Source organism: Pantoea sp. EKM103V, assembly GCF_011800365.1.
Taxonomy (GTDB): Bacteria; Pseudomonadota; Gammaproteobacteria; order Enterobacterales; family Enterobacteriaceae; genus Pantoea; species Pantoea anthophila.
This window is the reverse complement of record NZ_JAALFQ010000006.1, coordinates 160328-175186: the sequence shown is the minus strand read 5'-3', so window position 1 is coordinate 175186 and position 14859 is coordinate 160328. Positions and strand designations below refer to the sequence as shown.

The window sequence follows — 14859 nt, the reverse complement described above, 5'->3', positions numbered from 1 at the left end:
GTATTATAACCAACTAAATTAGTCAACTATTGAGCAATCGACATGATCCGAATTACTGACTCTGCCCAGGAACATTTTTCTAAACTGCTATCCAAACAAGAAGATGGCACCCAGATTCGCGTATTCGTGATTAACCCGGGTACGCCAACAGCGGAGTGCGGCGTCTCTTACTGTCCGCCTGATGCCGTTGAAGCGACTGACACCGAGCTGAAGTTCGAAAAGCTCTCTGCGTATGTTGATGAACTGAGCAAACCTTATCTGGAAGATGCGGAAATCGACTTCGTGACTGACAATCTCGGCTCACAGCTGACGCTGAAAGCGCCGAACGCCAAAATGCGGAAGGTGTCTGACGATGCGCCGATGGTAGAGCGCGTGGAGTATCTGCTGCAGGCGCAGATCAACCCACAGCTGGCCGGTCACGGCGGACGCGTGTCACTGATGGAGATCACCGATGACGGTTACGCCATTCTGCAGTTTGGCGGCGGCTGTAACGGCTGTTCGATGATCGACGTCACCCTGAAAGATGGTATCGAGAAAGAGCTGCTGGCTGCCTTCCCGGAACTGAAAGGCGTGCGGGATATTACCGAGCATCAGCGCGGCGAACACTCCTTCTACTGATGTTAACGCACAGGATAAGAGCGCGGCAGTCAGACTGCCGCGCTCTTGTTACTTCTCTTTCCTGCCTGACTGACGCTGCTGGCTGACCACCTTCAGCAGTGCATTCACTTCCCTGTCGGCAAAGATCGCCTCCAGCGTTTTGCTCAGCTTACGCCGCCAGTTGGGATATTGATCTACCGTGCCCGGCACGTTGACCGGCGTGGTCATGCCGAGCCAGTCCTCCGGTTGCAGCCCCAGCAGCGCACTGTCGGTGTCGGCCAGAAAACGGTGGATTGCCCGGTTCAGTGCAGGCGTCATTGCCAGCTTCTCCGCCTTTTTCTGACTGCGAGCCGGCAGGGCCCCCGCCTGATGCAGGGCATCCAGCAGCGCCTGCTTCTGCGTCGCCCGCTGCTCATGCAGTGCCTTCACCGCGTCGCCCGGATAGAGGCCCAGTTTCTCGCCCAGCGCCAGGTCGCCCTGCTCCCAGAAACCGGTGAGGGTGGGCAGATCGTGCGTGCTGGCGCTGGCAATCGACTGACGCGGATAGTCCTGCGGCGCGCGATAACGCTGATCTTTCTCCTGCTCGAACCAGAGCACCTTCCATGAAAAGACGCCGCTTTTGCGCAGCAGGCTGACTATCGCCTCCGGCACGGTGCCCAGATCTTCGCCAATCACCATGCAGCGCAGCCGGTGGCTCTCCAGCGCCAGAATCCCCAGCAGATCGTCGACCGGATAGGCGACATAAGCGCCTTTATCCGCCGTCTCTCCGGCGGGCACCCACCACAGACGCAGCAGCGACATCACATGATCGATGCGCAATGCACCGCAGTCACGCATGTTGGCTCGCAGCATGTCGATAAAGGGCTGATAGCCGCGCGCCTGCATCACATGCGGGTCCATTGGCGGCAGGCCCCAGTTCTGCCCCAGCGGACCGAGGCGGTCGGGCGGTGCGCCGACAGAGGCTTTAAGGCGGTAGAGCTCCGGGTCGTGCCAGGTTTCGGCGCTGCCTTCCGCCACGCCAACCGCCAGGTCACGGTAGAGACCCACGCTCATGCCCAGCGCCTGGCTGTGCGCCCAGCAGCCTGAGAACTGCTGCTGCGCCAGCCACTGCAGCCACTGCCAGAAGGCGATCTCCTCTTCATGCTCCTTACACCACTGCTGCACCTCCGGCTGCTGACTGTTGCGCCACCCTTCCGGCCACGCGGGCCAGCCCCACTGTTTTGCATTCTCAGCCCGTCGGGCCTGCTGTATGCCGTCGTAGGCCGCCTGATAACGCAGGCTGTCACCGCCTTCACGCACAAACTCAGCCCAGGATTGCTGCTCGTCGCTGGCGCGGTCACGGGCCTGAAAGTGGGCCCAGGCGTGGCGCAGTGCGGCGAGCTTCAGCGCCATCACCGCTGCGTAATCGACATGCTCCGCCTCGCGGGCTTTGGCCAGCGCCTTCTGCGTTCTGGCACTTTTCCACCACTTCTGTGCCGCCGCGCTTTGCTGAAAATCGACCACCTGGCTGACATCGATATAGATGATGTTCAGCCAGCGGCGTGATGACGGACTGTAAGGACTGGCGAAATCGGCGCTGGCGGGATAGAGCGCATGCAGCGGATTCAGCCCGACGAAATCGCCTCCGCGTGCGGCCAGCTGCACCAGCAGCTGGTCGAGATCGCCGAAGTCACCGATGCCCCAGTTCTGTTCAGACCGTACGGTATAGAGTTGCACCAGTGCGCCCCAGCGTTTCTCTCCCGCCTCCAGCGCCGGCGGCAGATAGCAGCGGCGCGGGGCAACAATGACCCGCGTCTGCCAGCTTTTCTTCCCTTTGCTGAGCGTCAGCTGGTGATACCCCTGCGCCAGCGGCGTGGGCAACGTAAAGGGTTCGCCCGCGGTTAACTCGCCGCTGAGCAATTTGCCCTTCTCTGTCTGCAGCTGCCAGCGATAGACGCCACGGCCCTGCGGCGTCAGCTGACGTTTGCCTCTGCCGCTGAAGACGGCGACTGGCGGCAGCGGCGATTTACCCGCCTCCTGCGGATCGCCCATTACCGCCAGCAGCGCACGTTTAGTTTCGTCGCTGATCGCCTCTTTCTCGCCGTTGACGTTGATGTAATCCAGTGAAATACCCGCAGCACGGGCGGCCTGATCAAGTGAATCCTGTTTCATTGCTGCTCCTTAGCGGGGTGCCTGCCAGATACGTTGCTGATAGTCACGAATGGACCGGTCCGAACTGAACATGCCGGTCCGGGCTGTGTTGAGGATGGCGGCGCGGGTCCAGCCTTCCGGGTCGCGCCACAGGGCTTCCACCCGTTGCTGCGCCTCGATGTAAGGCTGGAAATCGGCCAGCACCAGCCAGGGATCGCCGTGTTTCGTCAGGCTCTCCAGCATCAGGTCAAACGCGTGCTTATCCCCGTCGCTGAATTTGCCCTTCTCCAGCGCTTTCAGTAAATCATCCAGCGCCTTGTTCTGCCTGCGCACCTTTTTCGGGTTATAGCCTTTGGCCTTCAGCGCTTTCACCTCCTCTACGGTGTGACCGAAGATAAAGATATTCTCCTCGCCCACCTGCTCAGCGATTTCGACATTGGCCCCATCCAGCGTGCCGATGGTCAGCGCGCCGTTCAGCGCCAGCTTCATGTTGCCGGTGCCCGAGGCTTCATAACCGGCGGTAGAGATCTGCTCAGAGAGGTCGGCCGCCGGGATCATCATTTCGGCGACGGTGATGCGGTAGTCGGGGAGAAAAACCACTTTCAGCCGGTCGCCGATGCGGGGATCGTTGTTCACCACCTCCGCCACCCGGTTTATCGCGTAGATAATGTTTTTCGCCAGGTAGTAACCCGGTGCGGCTTTTGCCCCGAACAGGAAGACCCGCGGCGTGAAGGTGACATCCTCCGGGTTATTACAGAGCTGCTGATAGCAGTAGAGGATATGCAGCAGGCTGAGGTGCTGGCGCTTGTACTCATGCAGTCGCTTGATCTGCACATCGAACAGGGCCGCCGGGTTGACGATAATCCCGGTGTGCCGGGCGATATAGTCGGTCAGCTGCGCCTTGTTCTGCTGCTTGATGCTGCGATAGCGCTGACGAAACGCCGGGTCGTCGGCGTAAGGTTCCAGGCCGATCAGCGCGTCGAGATTGCTGGCCCATTCGGTTTTCAGCGTCTCATCAATCAGCCCGGCCAGCGCCGGATTGCACTGCTTCAGCCAGCGGCGCGGGGTAATGCCGTTGGTGACGTTATGGAATTTTTGCGGCCACAGCTGGTGATATTCCGGGAAGAGATCGCTGACCACCAGCCGGGAGTGCAGCGCCGCGACGCCATTGACCGCAAACCCACTGACAACGCAGAGATTCGCCATCCGCACCTGACCGTCCGCAATCACCGCCAGCTTATGCCACAGCGCTTTGTCATCCGGCCAGCGCTGCTTCACCACCTTTTTCAGCCGCTGATTGATCGTTTTGATGATCAGCAGATGACGCGGCAGCAGCGCGCGCATCAGCTTCTCATCCCAGCGCTCCAGCGCCTCCGGCATCAGGGTGTGGTTGGTGTAAGCAAACAGCCGGCTGGTGATCTGCCACGCCTCATCCCAGCCGAGCTGGTGCTCATCCAGCAGCACGCGCAGCATCTCCGGGATGGCGATGGTGGGATGGGTATCGTTGAGCTGAATCACTTCGAAATCGGGCAGGCTGTGAATGCTGCGTCCCGCCTGATGGTGGCGGCGCAGAATATCGGCCACCGCACAGGCGCACTGAAAATATTGCTGCATCAGGCGCAGCCGCTTGCCCGCGTGATGATTGTCGTTGGGATAGAGCACTTTGGTCAGCTTTGCCGCCTCAATGCCGGGCTGCTCCGCCTGCAGGAAGTGACCGTCATTAAACGCCGTCAGGTCAAAAGGGTGCGCACTCACCGCCTGCCACAGACGCAGCGGCAGCGTGACGCCATTGCGGTAGCCGGTGACCGGCAAATCCCAGGCTTCACCGCGCAGTGTAAACCCGGGCTGCCAGCGTACCTCGCCGTTCTCCTGCTTTTCGACCCGACCGCCCATCGCCACCTCCACATCCAGCGCCGCGTTGTGGCGGAACCAGGGATAGTGCTCGCGCTGCCAGTCGTCGGGCGCCTCCTTCTGCTGGCCCGCCTGAAAAGACTGGCGGAACAGGCCGTACTGGTAGTTAAGTCCGTGACCGGTTGCAGACTGACCGACCGTGGCCATCGAATCCATGTAGCAGGCAGCCAGTCGCCCCAGTCCGCCGTTGCCGAGTGCCGGATCGACCTCCTGCTCCAGCAGCGCCGTTAAATCGAACTGCTGCTCTGCCAGCGCCGCCTGCACCTCGTCATACCAGCCGAGATTAAGCAGATTGTTGCCGGTCAGCCGGCCAATCAGAAACTCCATCGAGAGATAGTTAACGTGACGCTGCTGCTGCGCCGGACGCGGGGCCGGTTGTGCGGCCAGCAGTTCCGCGATAGCCGCACTGACCGCCTGCCACGCCTGGTGCGGGGTCATCTGCTGAGCGGAAGAGAGGCCGAGGTGTTGCCACTGGCGGGTAAAGGCGGCGTTAAAACGGGCTTTATTGAATTTCTGCTGCGGCATATCACTCCCTTCTGTTACGCAATGAGGTGAAGCAAAAATGGCAAGCGCACGGGCTGGCAGGCGGGGCCAGCAATCGTTAAGTAAAGACGGGAGTGGGGAAAAAAGCGACAGCAATCAAATAAAAACGCCAGCCCGGAGGCTGGCGTGGCAGGAATCAGCAGAGTTCGAGGTGCACCTCATGCTGTTCAATCACCTTCATGACGCTGGCGGGCGGCATCTTGTCGGTGTAGATGTAATCCAGCAGACTCATATTGCCGAGGTTAACCATGGCGTTGCGGCCAAACTTCGAGTGATCCACAACCAGCAGCGCACAGCGGGAGTTTTCAATAATCGCGCGCTTGGTCCGCACTTCGTGATAGTCAAACTCCAGCAGCGAGCCATCCATATCGATGCCGCTGATGCCGAGAATGCCGTAATCCAGCCGGAACTGCGAAATGAAATCGAGCGTCGCCTCTCCCATTACCGCCCCATCGCGGGTGCGCACTTCGCCCCCGGCAATAATCACCCGAAAATCGGGTTTGCCCATCAGCAGCATCGCCACGTTGAGGTTGTTCGTCACTACACGCAGATCGCTGTGGTTGAGCAGCGCATGCGCCACCGCTTCCGGCGTGGTGCCGATGTCGATAAACAGCGTGGCCCCATCCGGGATCTGGCTGGCGACCCGCTGAGCAATGCGCGCTTTCTCCGCCGACCACATCATTTTACGATCGTGCCAGGCGGTGTTCTCAGAGCTGGAGGGGAGCGCCGCGCCGCCGTGGTGGCGCTGAATTTTGTTCTGATCGGCCAGATCGTTGAGATCGCGACGGATGGTCTGCGGGCTGACCTCAAAATGATCCACCAGCTCCTCAGTACTGACATATCCCTGACGACGGACCAAATCGATAATCGCGTCATGACGTTGCGTCTGCTTCACATTCCTCTCCTGTTAACCCGCAAAATCTCTTTACCGACGCGTAACGTTACGCGTATCCACCAGCGCCATCGCCAGCCCGACCAGCAGACCGGCGACGTGCGCTGCGTTGGCAATGGCCAGCCCAAAGACGCCGAACCAGCCAATCACCAGCCAGACCAGCGCAAAACCGATCAGGCCACGTTCAAGATAGACGCCGCTGTCGGGATCGCGCTCGCCGCGCAGCCAGCAGTAGCCCATCAGGGCATACACTACACCCGACAGGCCGCCAAACCAGATGCCGCTGAATTTCGCCTGCAGCCAGCCGCTGAGCAGCGCGGAAATCAGCATAATGACAAAGAGTTTGCCGCTGCCGAGCCGCTTCTCAACCGCCCCGCCCAGATACCACCACCACATCAGGTTAAACAGAATGTGCAGCAGCGAGAAGTGCAGCAGCGCATGGCTGAACCAGCGCCAGACCTGAAAATGCTGGTCATCATCCGGCCAGGCGAGCCAGGCCATCACGGTCTGATCGCCCATCACCTGCATCAGGATAAAGACGGCGATACAGAGCACCATCACCGTCATCGTCAGCGGCCCGGCGCGCTCACGAATGTTTGCCCAGATGTTACTGCGCTCATAGCGCAGCCCGCTGTCGGTTTTGCCGCTGTGCCAGCTGGCCGCCTGATAGCGTGGGTGATTAGGGTCATGCAGAAACTGCTGAAGTTCGTTTTCGACCACGGAAAACTGGCTCTCATCATCCAGCATGATGACATAGTGCTGGTCATGCTCAATACGCAGCGTCACGCCGCGCGTTGCCATGTAGTCCACAAACGCCTGCGCCATGCGCGGCTGATTAAATTGGGTAATGCGCATCAGTAACTCTCCGTGTGACAGGCGGCCACTTACTCACTGCCCAGGGCAACCTGCTGCGGAAAGGCCGCGCGCCAGGCATCGAAACCGCCATCAATACTGTAGGCCGCACTGAAGCCCTGCCCCAGCAGATATTGTGCTGCACTTTTACTGCTGTTGCCGTGATAACACATCACCAGCACCGGCAGGCTGTGGTCTGCACGACTGATAAAGTCGCTGAGGTTAGTGTTGGTCAGATGCAGCGCACCCGCCGCATGGCCCATCGCAAAGCTTTGCGGATCGCGGATATCGACCAGCAGTGCCCCCTGCGCCAGACGCGCCTGCGCCTGCTGCACATCAATACATTCGAACGTTTCCATGGGATCTCTCAAAGTCGTCACAATAGCGCGTAGTGTAACCCGAGAAGCCACGCCGATAACCTGACAATCGTTACGGGTATCTGTTTTTTTGGTGGACATAATGTTAGCTATATCACGCAAAAATGTTTTTAGCGGGTTAAAAGCTGGCGCTAATGTTGGTTTTCGACTATGATAATGCTCGAAAACGAACATTAGTGAACTATTCCGAACATCGGAGGAGATGACGTGGAAACCAAAGACCTGATCGTGATCGGCGGCGGCATCAACGGTGCCGGCATTGCAGCAGACGCTGCAGGACGCGGACTGTCGGTGTTAATGCTGGAGGCGCGGGATCTGGCTTGCGCGACCTCCTCTGCCAGCTCGAAACTGATTCACGGCGGCCTGCGCTACCTTGAACATTATGAATTCCGTCTGGTCAGCGAAGCGCTGGCTGAGCGCGAAGTCCTGCTGAAGATGGCGCCGCACCTGGCCTTCCCGATGCGCTTCCGTCTGCCGCACCGTCCGCACCTGCGTCCGGCGTGGATGATCCGCACCGGCCTGTTTATGTATGACCATCTGGGCAAACGCACCAGCCTGCCAGGCAGTAAAAGCCTGCGCTTTGGCGCGGATTCGGCCCTGAAGCCGGAGATTACGCGCGGATTCGAATATTCTGACTGCTGGGTCGATGACGCCCGTATGGTCGTGCTCAACGCGCAGGAAGTGGTGAAGCGCGGCGGCGAAGTGCGGACCCGCACCCGCGTGACCCGCGCCTGGCGTGAAGGCGGTCTGTGGAAGGTGGAAGCGGAAGATGTCGACAGCGGCAAAACCTACACCTGGCAGGCGAAAGGCCTGGTCAACGCTGCAGGCCCGTGGGTTAAGCAGCTGTTTGACGACAGCCTGAAGCTCAAATCCCCTTACGGTATCCGCCTGATCAAAGGCAGCCACATCGTGGTGCCGCGCGTGCACACCGAAAAGCAGGCTTACATCCTGCAGAACGAAGATAATCGCATCGTGTTTGTGATTCCGTGGATGGATGAGTTCTCCATCATCGGCACCACCGACGTGGAGTACAAAGGCGATCCGAAAAACGTCAACATCGATGACAGCGAAACTGACTACCTGCTGAAGGTGTTCAACGCCCACTTCAAAAAGCAGCTGACCGCTGACGACATCGTCTGGTCTTACTCCGGTGTGCGTCCTCTGTGTGATGATGAATCGGACTCACCGCAGGCGATCACCCGCGATTACACGCTGGATGTCCGTGATGACAACGGCCAGGCGCCGCTGCTGTCGGTGTTTGGCGGCAAGCTGACCACCTATCGCAAGCTGGCCGAGCACGCGCTGGAAAAACTGGCGAAGTACTATCCGAACGCCGGTCCGGCCTGGACGAAGAACTGCGTGTTACCGGGCGGGAACATCTCCGGCACACGTGAAGATTATGCGGCCAGCCTGCGTCGTCGCTATCCGTTCATCAGTGAAAACATGGCGCGTCACTTCTCACGCACCTACGGCAGCAGCACCGAAACCCTGTTAGCCGGAGCGAAAAGCCTGAACGATCTGGGTGAGAACTTCGGTCATGAGTTTTACGAGGCGGAGCTGCGCTACCTGGTGCAGCATGAGTGGGTTCGCGAGCTGGATGATGCTATCTGGCGTCGTACCAAACAGGGTATGTGGCTGACGAAAGAGCAGCAGGCCCGCGTGGCAGAGTGGCTGGCCGCGAAAGCAAAACCGGCACTCTCGCTGGCCTCTTAAGCAGGCCGCAGAAAGCAGAAAGCAGGCTCCGGCCTGCTTTTTTTATGGGTGGCCGACCGCGAACTGAACCGGTTAAATCGTGCCGCAGCCCTTTCCCCTCGCACGCTCTCCTCCTGTCACCCTGCCATTTCCCCCTTCCCGCCTGCCTGCAGCGCCTCGGGTTTCGCCTGCCGCCAGGCCGCTCACCATCGTTACCTTAAATCTAACGTTTCGCTTTTTTGCTTAATTGAACGCCGTATGCAGAACGCGCAGACTTTGTTCAGCAAAAACGTCAGTACCGCGATTCTAATCAGGAGGTTGAAATGAACACAGGCCAAACGCCTGCCCGGGAGTGGAACACACGCCGCAATGAAAAAGCGCGTCGTATGGCCGCCTTCCCCCTTGATGGCAAAGTCATTCCTGTTGAACGAGCCACAGAAGCCCTCGAACACTTAATTGCCCCAGGCGACCGCGTGGTGCTGGAGGGGAATAACCAGAAACAGGCTGACTTCTTATCCCGCACCCTGGCGCAGGTAAATCCGGCAAAGATTCACGACCTGCACATGATTATGCCCAGCGTCGGCCGCAGTGAGCATCTCGATATTTTTGAAAAAGGCATTGCCCGCAAACTCGACTTCTCTTTTTCCGGTCCGCAGAGTCTGCGCATGTCGCAGCTGCTGCAGGATGGCCAGCTGGAAATCGGCGCTATCCACACCTATATCGAACTCTACTCCCGCCTTTATGTTGACCTCTGCCCGAATGTGGCGCTGATTGCCGGTTACAAAGCTGACCGCAAAGGCAACCTCTACACCGGTCCGGGCACCGAAGATACCCCGGCGCTGGTGGAAGCCGCCGCGTTCCGTGACGGTATCGTGATAGCCCAGGTCAATGAACTGGTCGATGACGAAACCGACCTGCCGCGCGTCGATATTCCCGGCTCCTGGATCGACTACATTGTCGTTGCTGACAAACCGTTCTTTATCGAACCGCTGTTTACCCGCGATCCGCGCCTGATTAAGCAGGAACATATCCTGATGGCGATGATGGCGATTAAAGGCATCTACGCCGAACACCAGGTGCAGTCACTCAACCACGGCATCGGTTTTAACACCGCTGCGATTGAGCTGCTGCTACCTACCTACGGCGAACAGCTCGGCCTGAAAGGCAAAATCTGTAAGCACTGGGCGCTGAACCCGCATCCGACGCTGATCCCGGCAATTGAGAGTGGCTGGGTGGAGAGCGTGCACTGCTTCGGCGGCGAGCTGGGGATGGAAGAGTATATCCGCGCCCGTCCCGACATTTTCTTTACCGGCAGCGACGGCTCGATGCGCTCTAACCGCGCCTTCTGTCAGCTGGCCGGCCAGTACGCAGTCGACATGTTTATCGGGGCCACCCTGCAGGTTGACGGGCTGGCCAACTCCTCGACCGTGACCCGTGGCCGCCTCTCCGGCTTTGGTGGCGCGCCGAATATGGGCCACGATCCGCACGGCCGCCGTCACGCGACCCCCGCCTGGCTGAATATGATCACCGAGCCAGACCCGATGCAGCGCGGGAAAAAACTGGTGGTGCAGATGGTCGAGACCTTCCAGGCCGGCGCAAAACCCACCTTCGTTGAAACCCTTGATGCGGTCGATGTGGCCAAAACCTCGGGTATGCCGCTGGCTCCGGTGATGATCTACGGCGATGACGTCACCCACGTGCTGACCGAGGAGGGCATCGCCTACCTCTATCGCGCCGAGAGCCTGGAAGAGCGTCGCTCTATGGTCGCCGCCGTGGCGGGCATTACCGACATCGGTCTGGGTGTGGATGCGGCACGTGTCGCGGCCCTGCGTAAAAGCGGCAAAGTGGTCTATCCGGAAGATATGGGCATCCGCCGTTCCGACGCCACCCGTTCACTGCTGGCCGCGGGCAGCGTGGCTGACCTGGTCGAATGGTCAGGTGGTCTGTACAACCCGCCTGCTAAATTCCGGAGCTGGTAAATGAAACTCCTGTCACAGACTCAAGCCGAGGCGCAGGCCAGCCTGCTGGCGACGCTGGCGCGCGATTGCCTGATCGATGAAGCACGTCTGAGCCCCAAGCCGGGTCTGGTCGACAGTCGGGGTAACGGCGCGCATCAGGATCTGACGCTGGCGCTGATGGAGCGCTCCGCTCACAGCCTGGCACCGACCTTTCTGGCGCTGGCCCGTCACAGCTGGCAGCGTCCCGCCGATATCGCCCTGCGCGAGACGGTCGGGCGTCTGGGCCGCGACGGCGAGCAGCAGATGATGGCGGCCACCGGTGGCGTGAATACCCATCGGGGAGCAATCTGGGCGCTGGGCTTACTGGTAAGTGCCGCTGCCATGCATGGCGGTGCTGCCAGTGCCGACCCGCTGACCCGTACCGCCGCCGCCCTGGCCTGCCTGCCCGACCGGGTAGCGCCGAAACTGTTCAGCAAAGGGTTAAAAGCGACGCACCGCTATCGGGTGCCCGGCGCACGCGAAGAGGCGCAACAGGCGTTTCCTCACGTGATGAAGCTGGCGCTGCCGCAGTTGCTGATCAGCCGGGCGGTGGGGGCCAGCGAAAGCGAAGCCCGCCTGGATGCGCTGATGGCGATCATGACTTCGCTCAGCGATACCTGCGTGCTGTCACGGGCAGGGATGGCGGGGCTGACGGCGATGCAGCACGGGGCACAGGCCGTACTGCTGGCAGGCGGCAGCCGCACCGCAGGCGGAAAGCTGGCGCTGGCGCAGCTTGATCGCCGGATGCTGGCGCTCAACGCCTCGCCGGGCGGGGCCGCCGATTTGCTCGCGGCGACGCTGTTTATCGATCGGGTCTGTTCGCCTGAACACACATATTTTTAGAGGCCATTATGGAACACATCACATTATCTTTACCCGCTAACCGCCTGCTCAATGGCAGAGCGCTGGCCGGGGTCGTGGGTTCCGGTGATATGGAAGTACTGTACACCGCAACCCAGGGCGACACGCTGAACGTTGATATCACCACCTCACTGGATAACAGCGACGCCCGCTGGAAGGCGCTGTTTGACCGCCTGAATTTGATCAACGGCCTGCCGGCCGGCGAACTGATTATTCACGATTTCGGTGCCACACCCGGTGTGGCTCGTATCCGTCTTGAACAGGTTTTTGAAGAGGTAAGCCATGCGTAACGACGCCAGTTTTATTGAATTACGGGCGCGTGAACGCGCCCGTACGCTGCTGGATGCCGGCAGCTATCGCGAACTGCTGGATCCCTTTGAGGGCATTATGTCGCCATGGCTGGCCCCGCAGGGCGTGGTGCCGCAGTCCGATGACGGCATGGTCGTGGCACGCGGCACACTGAACGGTCAGCCTGCGGTGGTTATCGCCATCGAAGGCACCTTCCAGGGCGGCAGCATGGGCGAAGTCTCCGGGGCGAAAATGGCGGCGGCGCTGGAGCTGGCGGCGGAAGACAACCGCAACGGCATTCCGACGCAGGCGGTGCTCTGCCTGGAAACCGGTGGCGTGCGCTTACAGGAAGCGAATCTTGGCCTGGCGGCGATTGCGGATATTCATGCCGCGATTGTCGATCTGCGTCGCTACACCCCGGTGATCGGCATCATCAGCGGCACCGTTGGCTGCTTCGGCGGGATGTCGATTGCCGCCGCGCTGTGCAGCTACCTGATCGTGACACGGGAAGCGCGCCTGGGCCTGAACGGCCCACAGGTCATTGAGCAGGAGGCGGGCATTGAAGAGTATGACTCGCGCGATCGGCCCTTTATCTGGAGCATGACCGGGGGCGAAATCCGCTACGCCAGTGGACTGGTGGATGCGCTGGTGGATGACGGCATCAACGCCGTAAAAACCGCGATGAATGACTTCATTGCCAGAGGCGTACCGGCGCAGCACCGCAGCGACAACTATGCCGACTTCCTGTCACGTCTGACGCGGTTCGACACCCGCCAGCAGGCGGACACCGCCCAGATCAAACAGCTTTTCGCCCGGGAGGAGAAATAATGACCCAGACAAGCAGCCGCGGTGCAACCTGGCTGGAAAAACTCGCACCTCATGCACAGCGTCTCAGTGGCCTGTGCGCCTCTGTTCAGGTGGCTGACGGCCAGCTGAATGGCGAAAACGTCCGCTTCATCGCCGTGGTGCCCGATGCACAGAACCACTATCCGCGCGCCGCGCAGGGGGAAGTGGGTCTGCTGGAGGGCTGGACGCTGGCAAAAGTGGTGAATGAAACGCGGGAAGAGGATAAAAACAGCGCCGTGAAACGCCCGATTGTGGCGGTCATCGACGTGCCGAGTCAGGCCTATGGTCGCCGTGAAGAGGCATTTGGTATTCATCAGGCGCTGGCGGGCGCAGCGGGTGCCTATGCTAACGCGCGCCTGGCCGGCCATCCGGTCATCGGGCTGATTGTCGGCAAGGCGATGTCCGGTGCGTTCCTGGCACACGGCTATCAGGCTAACCGCCTGATTGCGCTTAACGATCAGGGCGTGCTGGTTCACGCCATGGGCAAAGCGTCGGCGGCGCGTATCACGCTGCGTTCGGTGGAGTCGCTGGAGAAACTGGCCGCCACCATCCCCCCCATGGCCTATGACGTGAATAACTTCGCCACGCTGGGTCTGCTCTCCGATCTGCTGAACGTGGGCAATCCCGATGCGCCGTCTGACGCCGACGTGGCGATGGTGGAAATCGCGCTGCACAAGGCGATCGGCAATGCCCGTCAGGACCCGAGCCTGAAAAACCGTCTGGGTGCCTCCAACCGTCACAGCTCTTCCCTGGTGCGCGAGCGTATGCGCGCGACCTGGTAAACCGATAAAAAAAATAAACCTGCCGAATCCGGTCTGACGGGGCGTGTCACAGCGCCCCGGCGCAGTGGCCGTGTTCAGAATTATAAACATCGCTGTTTTTTGGAAAATTCTTTCTTAATAACAGGTGATTTATGATTTATATAATTGTGCATGCCCTTGCGCCTATCTTTGTCATTATGCTGCTGGGTTTCTGGGCCGGTAAGTGCGGAATGGTCAATAACAAAGACGTTTCGCTGCTGAATATTTTCGTGATGGATTTTGCGCTGCCCGCCGCGCTGTTCAGCGCCACGGTGCAGACACCCTGGGCCGGGATTGTGGCGCAGTCGCCGCTGATTGTGGTCCTGACCGGAGCGATGTGGATCACCTATGCGGCGATCTATTTCCTGGCCACCGGCGTATTTAAAAAGTCGCCACAGGATGCGGCGGTGCTGACGCTGACCGTCGCCTTACCCAATTACGCGGCGCTGGGCCTGCCGATTCTGGGCAGCGTGCTGGGCGAAGGCTCATCCACCTCGCTCTCGGTCGCTGTCTCTATCGCCTGCGGTTCGGTGCTGATGACGCCCTTCTGCCTGCTGATTCTGGAGCGGGAAAAAGCGCGCAGTGCGGGTGAGAATGTGGGGTCGACGCTGACCATGCTGCCGGTGCTCATGTGGCGCTCCGTTAAAAAACCGATCGTCTGGGGTCCGCTGCTGGGCGTGGTGCTCTCTGCGCTGGGCGTCAGAATGCCGGAGCTGGTGCTTTCGGCTATTAAGCCGCTGGGCCTGGCCGCCACCGCGGCGGCGCTGTTCCTGACCGGTGTGATCCTTTCTGCCCGTCAGCTGAAACTCAACGCCGTCGTGGGCGTCGGTACGGTGGCGAAACTGCTGATTCAGCCCGTGATTGCCTGGGGTCTGGTGCTGGCGCTGGGGCTGAACGGCCCAGTGGCGATCACCGCGATCCTGATGATTGCGCTGTCGGCCGGTTTCTTTGGTGTAGTGTTCGGCAACCGCTTTGGCGTTCAGTCGCCGGATGCTGAAGCCGTGCTGCTGTTAAGTTCGGTGCTCTCTATTCTGTCGTTGCCCCTGTTCATTACGCTGACATCAGGAATGTAA

13 protein-coding genes are annotated in these 14859 nt (G+C 60.1%); 8 read left to right on the top strand and 5 right to left on the bottom strand.

The window, feature by feature from the left end:
* Nucleotides 1-42 precede the first annotated feature (42 nt).
* Nucleotides 43-618, top strand: coding sequence for a Fe-S biogenesis protein NfuA (nfuA, locus tag HFD97_RS14205; protein WP_009087718.1), 576 nt, complete (start codon nucleotides 43-45; stop codon nucleotides 616-618).
* Nucleotides 619-666: 48 nt separating this feature from the next.
* Here the strand turns inward: nfuA and malQ are convergent, their stop codons facing one another.
* From malQ to glpE, 5 genes are all read right to left on the bottom strand, one after another.
* Nucleotides 667-2748, bottom strand: coding sequence for a 4-alpha-glucanotransferase (malQ, locus tag HFD97_RS14200; RefSeq protein WP_167432092.1), 2082 nt, complete (start codon nucleotides 2746-2748; stop codon nucleotides 667-669).
* Between the two features lie 9 nt (nucleotides 2749-2757).
* Nucleotides 2758-5163, bottom strand: a complete 2406-nt coding sequence (gene malP, locus HFD97_RS14195) for a maltodextrin phosphorylase (protein WP_167432093.1) — start codon at nucleotides 5161-5163, stop codon at nucleotides 2758-2760.
* Nucleotides 5164-5317: 154 nt separating this feature from the next.
* On the bottom strand, nucleotides 5318-6076 hold the full coding sequence (locus HFD97_RS14190; protein ID WP_009087722.1) for a DeoR/GlpR family transcriptional regulator: 759 nt from the start codon (nucleotides 6074-6076) through the stop codon (nucleotides 5318-5320).
* A 30-nt stretch (nucleotides 6077-6106) separates the two neighbouring features.
* Nucleotides 6107-6928, bottom strand: coding sequence for a rhomboid family intramembrane serine protease GlpG (glpG, locus tag HFD97_RS14185; RefSeq protein ID WP_009087724.1), 822 nt, complete (start codon nucleotides 6926-6928; stop codon nucleotides 6107-6109).
* Between the two features lie 29 nt (nucleotides 6929-6957).
* On the bottom strand, nucleotides 6958-7284 hold the full coding sequence (glpE, locus tag HFD97_RS14180; protein WP_009087726.1) for a thiosulfate sulfurtransferase GlpE: 327 nt from the start codon (nucleotides 7282-7284) through the stop codon (nucleotides 6958-6960).
* Nucleotides 7285-7509: 225 nt separating this feature from the next.
* Between glpE and glpD the strand changes: the two genes are divergently transcribed.
* The 7 genes from glpD (at nucleotide 7510) to HFD97_RS14145 (ending at nucleotide 14859) form a co-directional block, all read left to right on the top strand.
* On the top strand, nucleotides 7510-9015 hold the full coding sequence (gene glpD, locus HFD97_RS14175; RefSeq protein ID WP_009087728.1) for a glycerol-3-phosphate dehydrogenase: 1506 nt from the start codon (nucleotides 7510-7512) through the stop codon (nucleotides 9013-9015).
* A 302-nt stretch (nucleotides 9016-9317) separates the two neighbouring features.
* Entirely contained in the window at nucleotides 9318-10973 is a 1656-nt protein-coding gene (mdcA, locus tag HFD97_RS14170; protein ID WP_167432094.1) for a malonate decarboxylase subunit alpha, read from the top strand.
* A complete protein-coding gene (locus tag HFD97_RS14165) occupies nucleotides 10974-11834 on the top strand; it encodes a triphosphoribosyl-dephospho-CoA synthase (protein WP_167432095.1) in 861 nt (286 codons plus the stop codon).
* A gap of 8 nt (nucleotides 11835-11842) precedes the next feature.
* On the top strand, nucleotides 11843-12142 hold the full coding sequence (gene mdcC / locus HFD97_RS14160; RefSeq protein ID WP_140029815.1) for a malonate decarboxylase acyl carrier protein: 300 nt from the start codon (nucleotides 11843-11845) through the stop codon (nucleotides 12140-12142).
* Complete coding sequence (locus HFD97_RS14155; RefSeq protein ID WP_167432096.1) at nucleotides 12135-12968, top strand: biotin-independent malonate decarboxylase subunit beta; 834 nt, start codon at nucleotides 12135-12137, stop codon at nucleotides 12966-12968. Before mdcC ends, HFD97_RS14155 begins: the two co-directional genes overlap by 8 nt.
* Nucleotides 12968-13768, top strand: a complete 801-nt coding sequence (mdcE, locus tag HFD97_RS14150; protein WP_167432097.1) for a biotin-independent malonate decarboxylase subunit gamma — start codon at nucleotides 12968-12970, stop codon at nucleotides 13766-13768. Before HFD97_RS14155 ends, mdcE begins: the two co-directional genes overlap by 1 nt.
* Nucleotides 13769-13899: 131 nt before the next feature.
* A complete protein-coding gene (locus tag HFD97_RS14145) occupies nucleotides 13900-14859 on the top strand; it encodes an AEC family transporter (protein ID WP_167432098.1) in 960 nt (319 codons plus the stop codon).

Excerpts from the sequence above, each read along its gene's own strand:
- malP (WP_167432093.1), bottom strand. The coding sequence starts at position 5,163 with ATGCCGCAGCAGAAATTCAATAAAGCCCGTTTTAACGCCGCCTTTACC.
- glpG (WP_009087724.1), bottom strand. The coding sequence starts at position 6,928 with ATGCGCATTACCCAATTTAATCAGCCGCGCATGGCGCAGGCGTTTGTG.
- HFD97_RS14155 (WP_167432096.1), top strand. The coding sequence starts at position 12,135 with ATGCGTAACGACGCCAGTTTTATTGAATTACGGGCGCGTGAACGCGCC.
- mdcC (WP_140029815.1), top strand. The coding sequence starts at position 11,843 with ATGGAACACATCACATTATCTTTACCCGCTAACCGCCTGCTCAATGGC.
- malQ (WP_167432092.1), bottom strand. The coding sequence starts at position 2,748 with ATGAAACAGGATTCACTTGATCAGGCCGCCCGTGCTGCGGGTATTTCA.
- nfuA (WP_009087718.1), top strand. The coding sequence starts at position 43 with ATGATCCGAATTACTGACTCTGCCCAGGAACATTTTTCTAAACTGCTA.
- HFD97_RS14145 (WP_167432098.1), top strand. The coding sequence starts at position 13,900 with ATGATTTATATAATTGTGCATGCCCTTGCGCCTATCTTTGTCATTATG.
- HFD97_RS14165 (WP_167432095.1), top strand. The coding sequence starts at position 10,974 with ATGAAACTCCTGTCACAGACTCAAGCCGAGGCGCAGGCCAGCCTGCTG.
- mdcA (WP_167432094.1), top strand. The coding sequence starts at position 9,318 with ATGAACACAGGCCAAACGCCTGCCCGGGAGTGGAACACACGCCGCAAT.
- glpE (WP_009087726.1), bottom strand. The coding sequence starts at position 7,284 with ATGGAAACGTTCGAATGTATTGATGTGCAGCAGGCGCAGGCGCGTCTG.
- mdcE (WP_167432097.1), top strand. The coding sequence starts at position 12,968 with ATGACCCAGACAAGCAGCCGCGGTGCAACCTGGCTGGAAAAACTCGCA.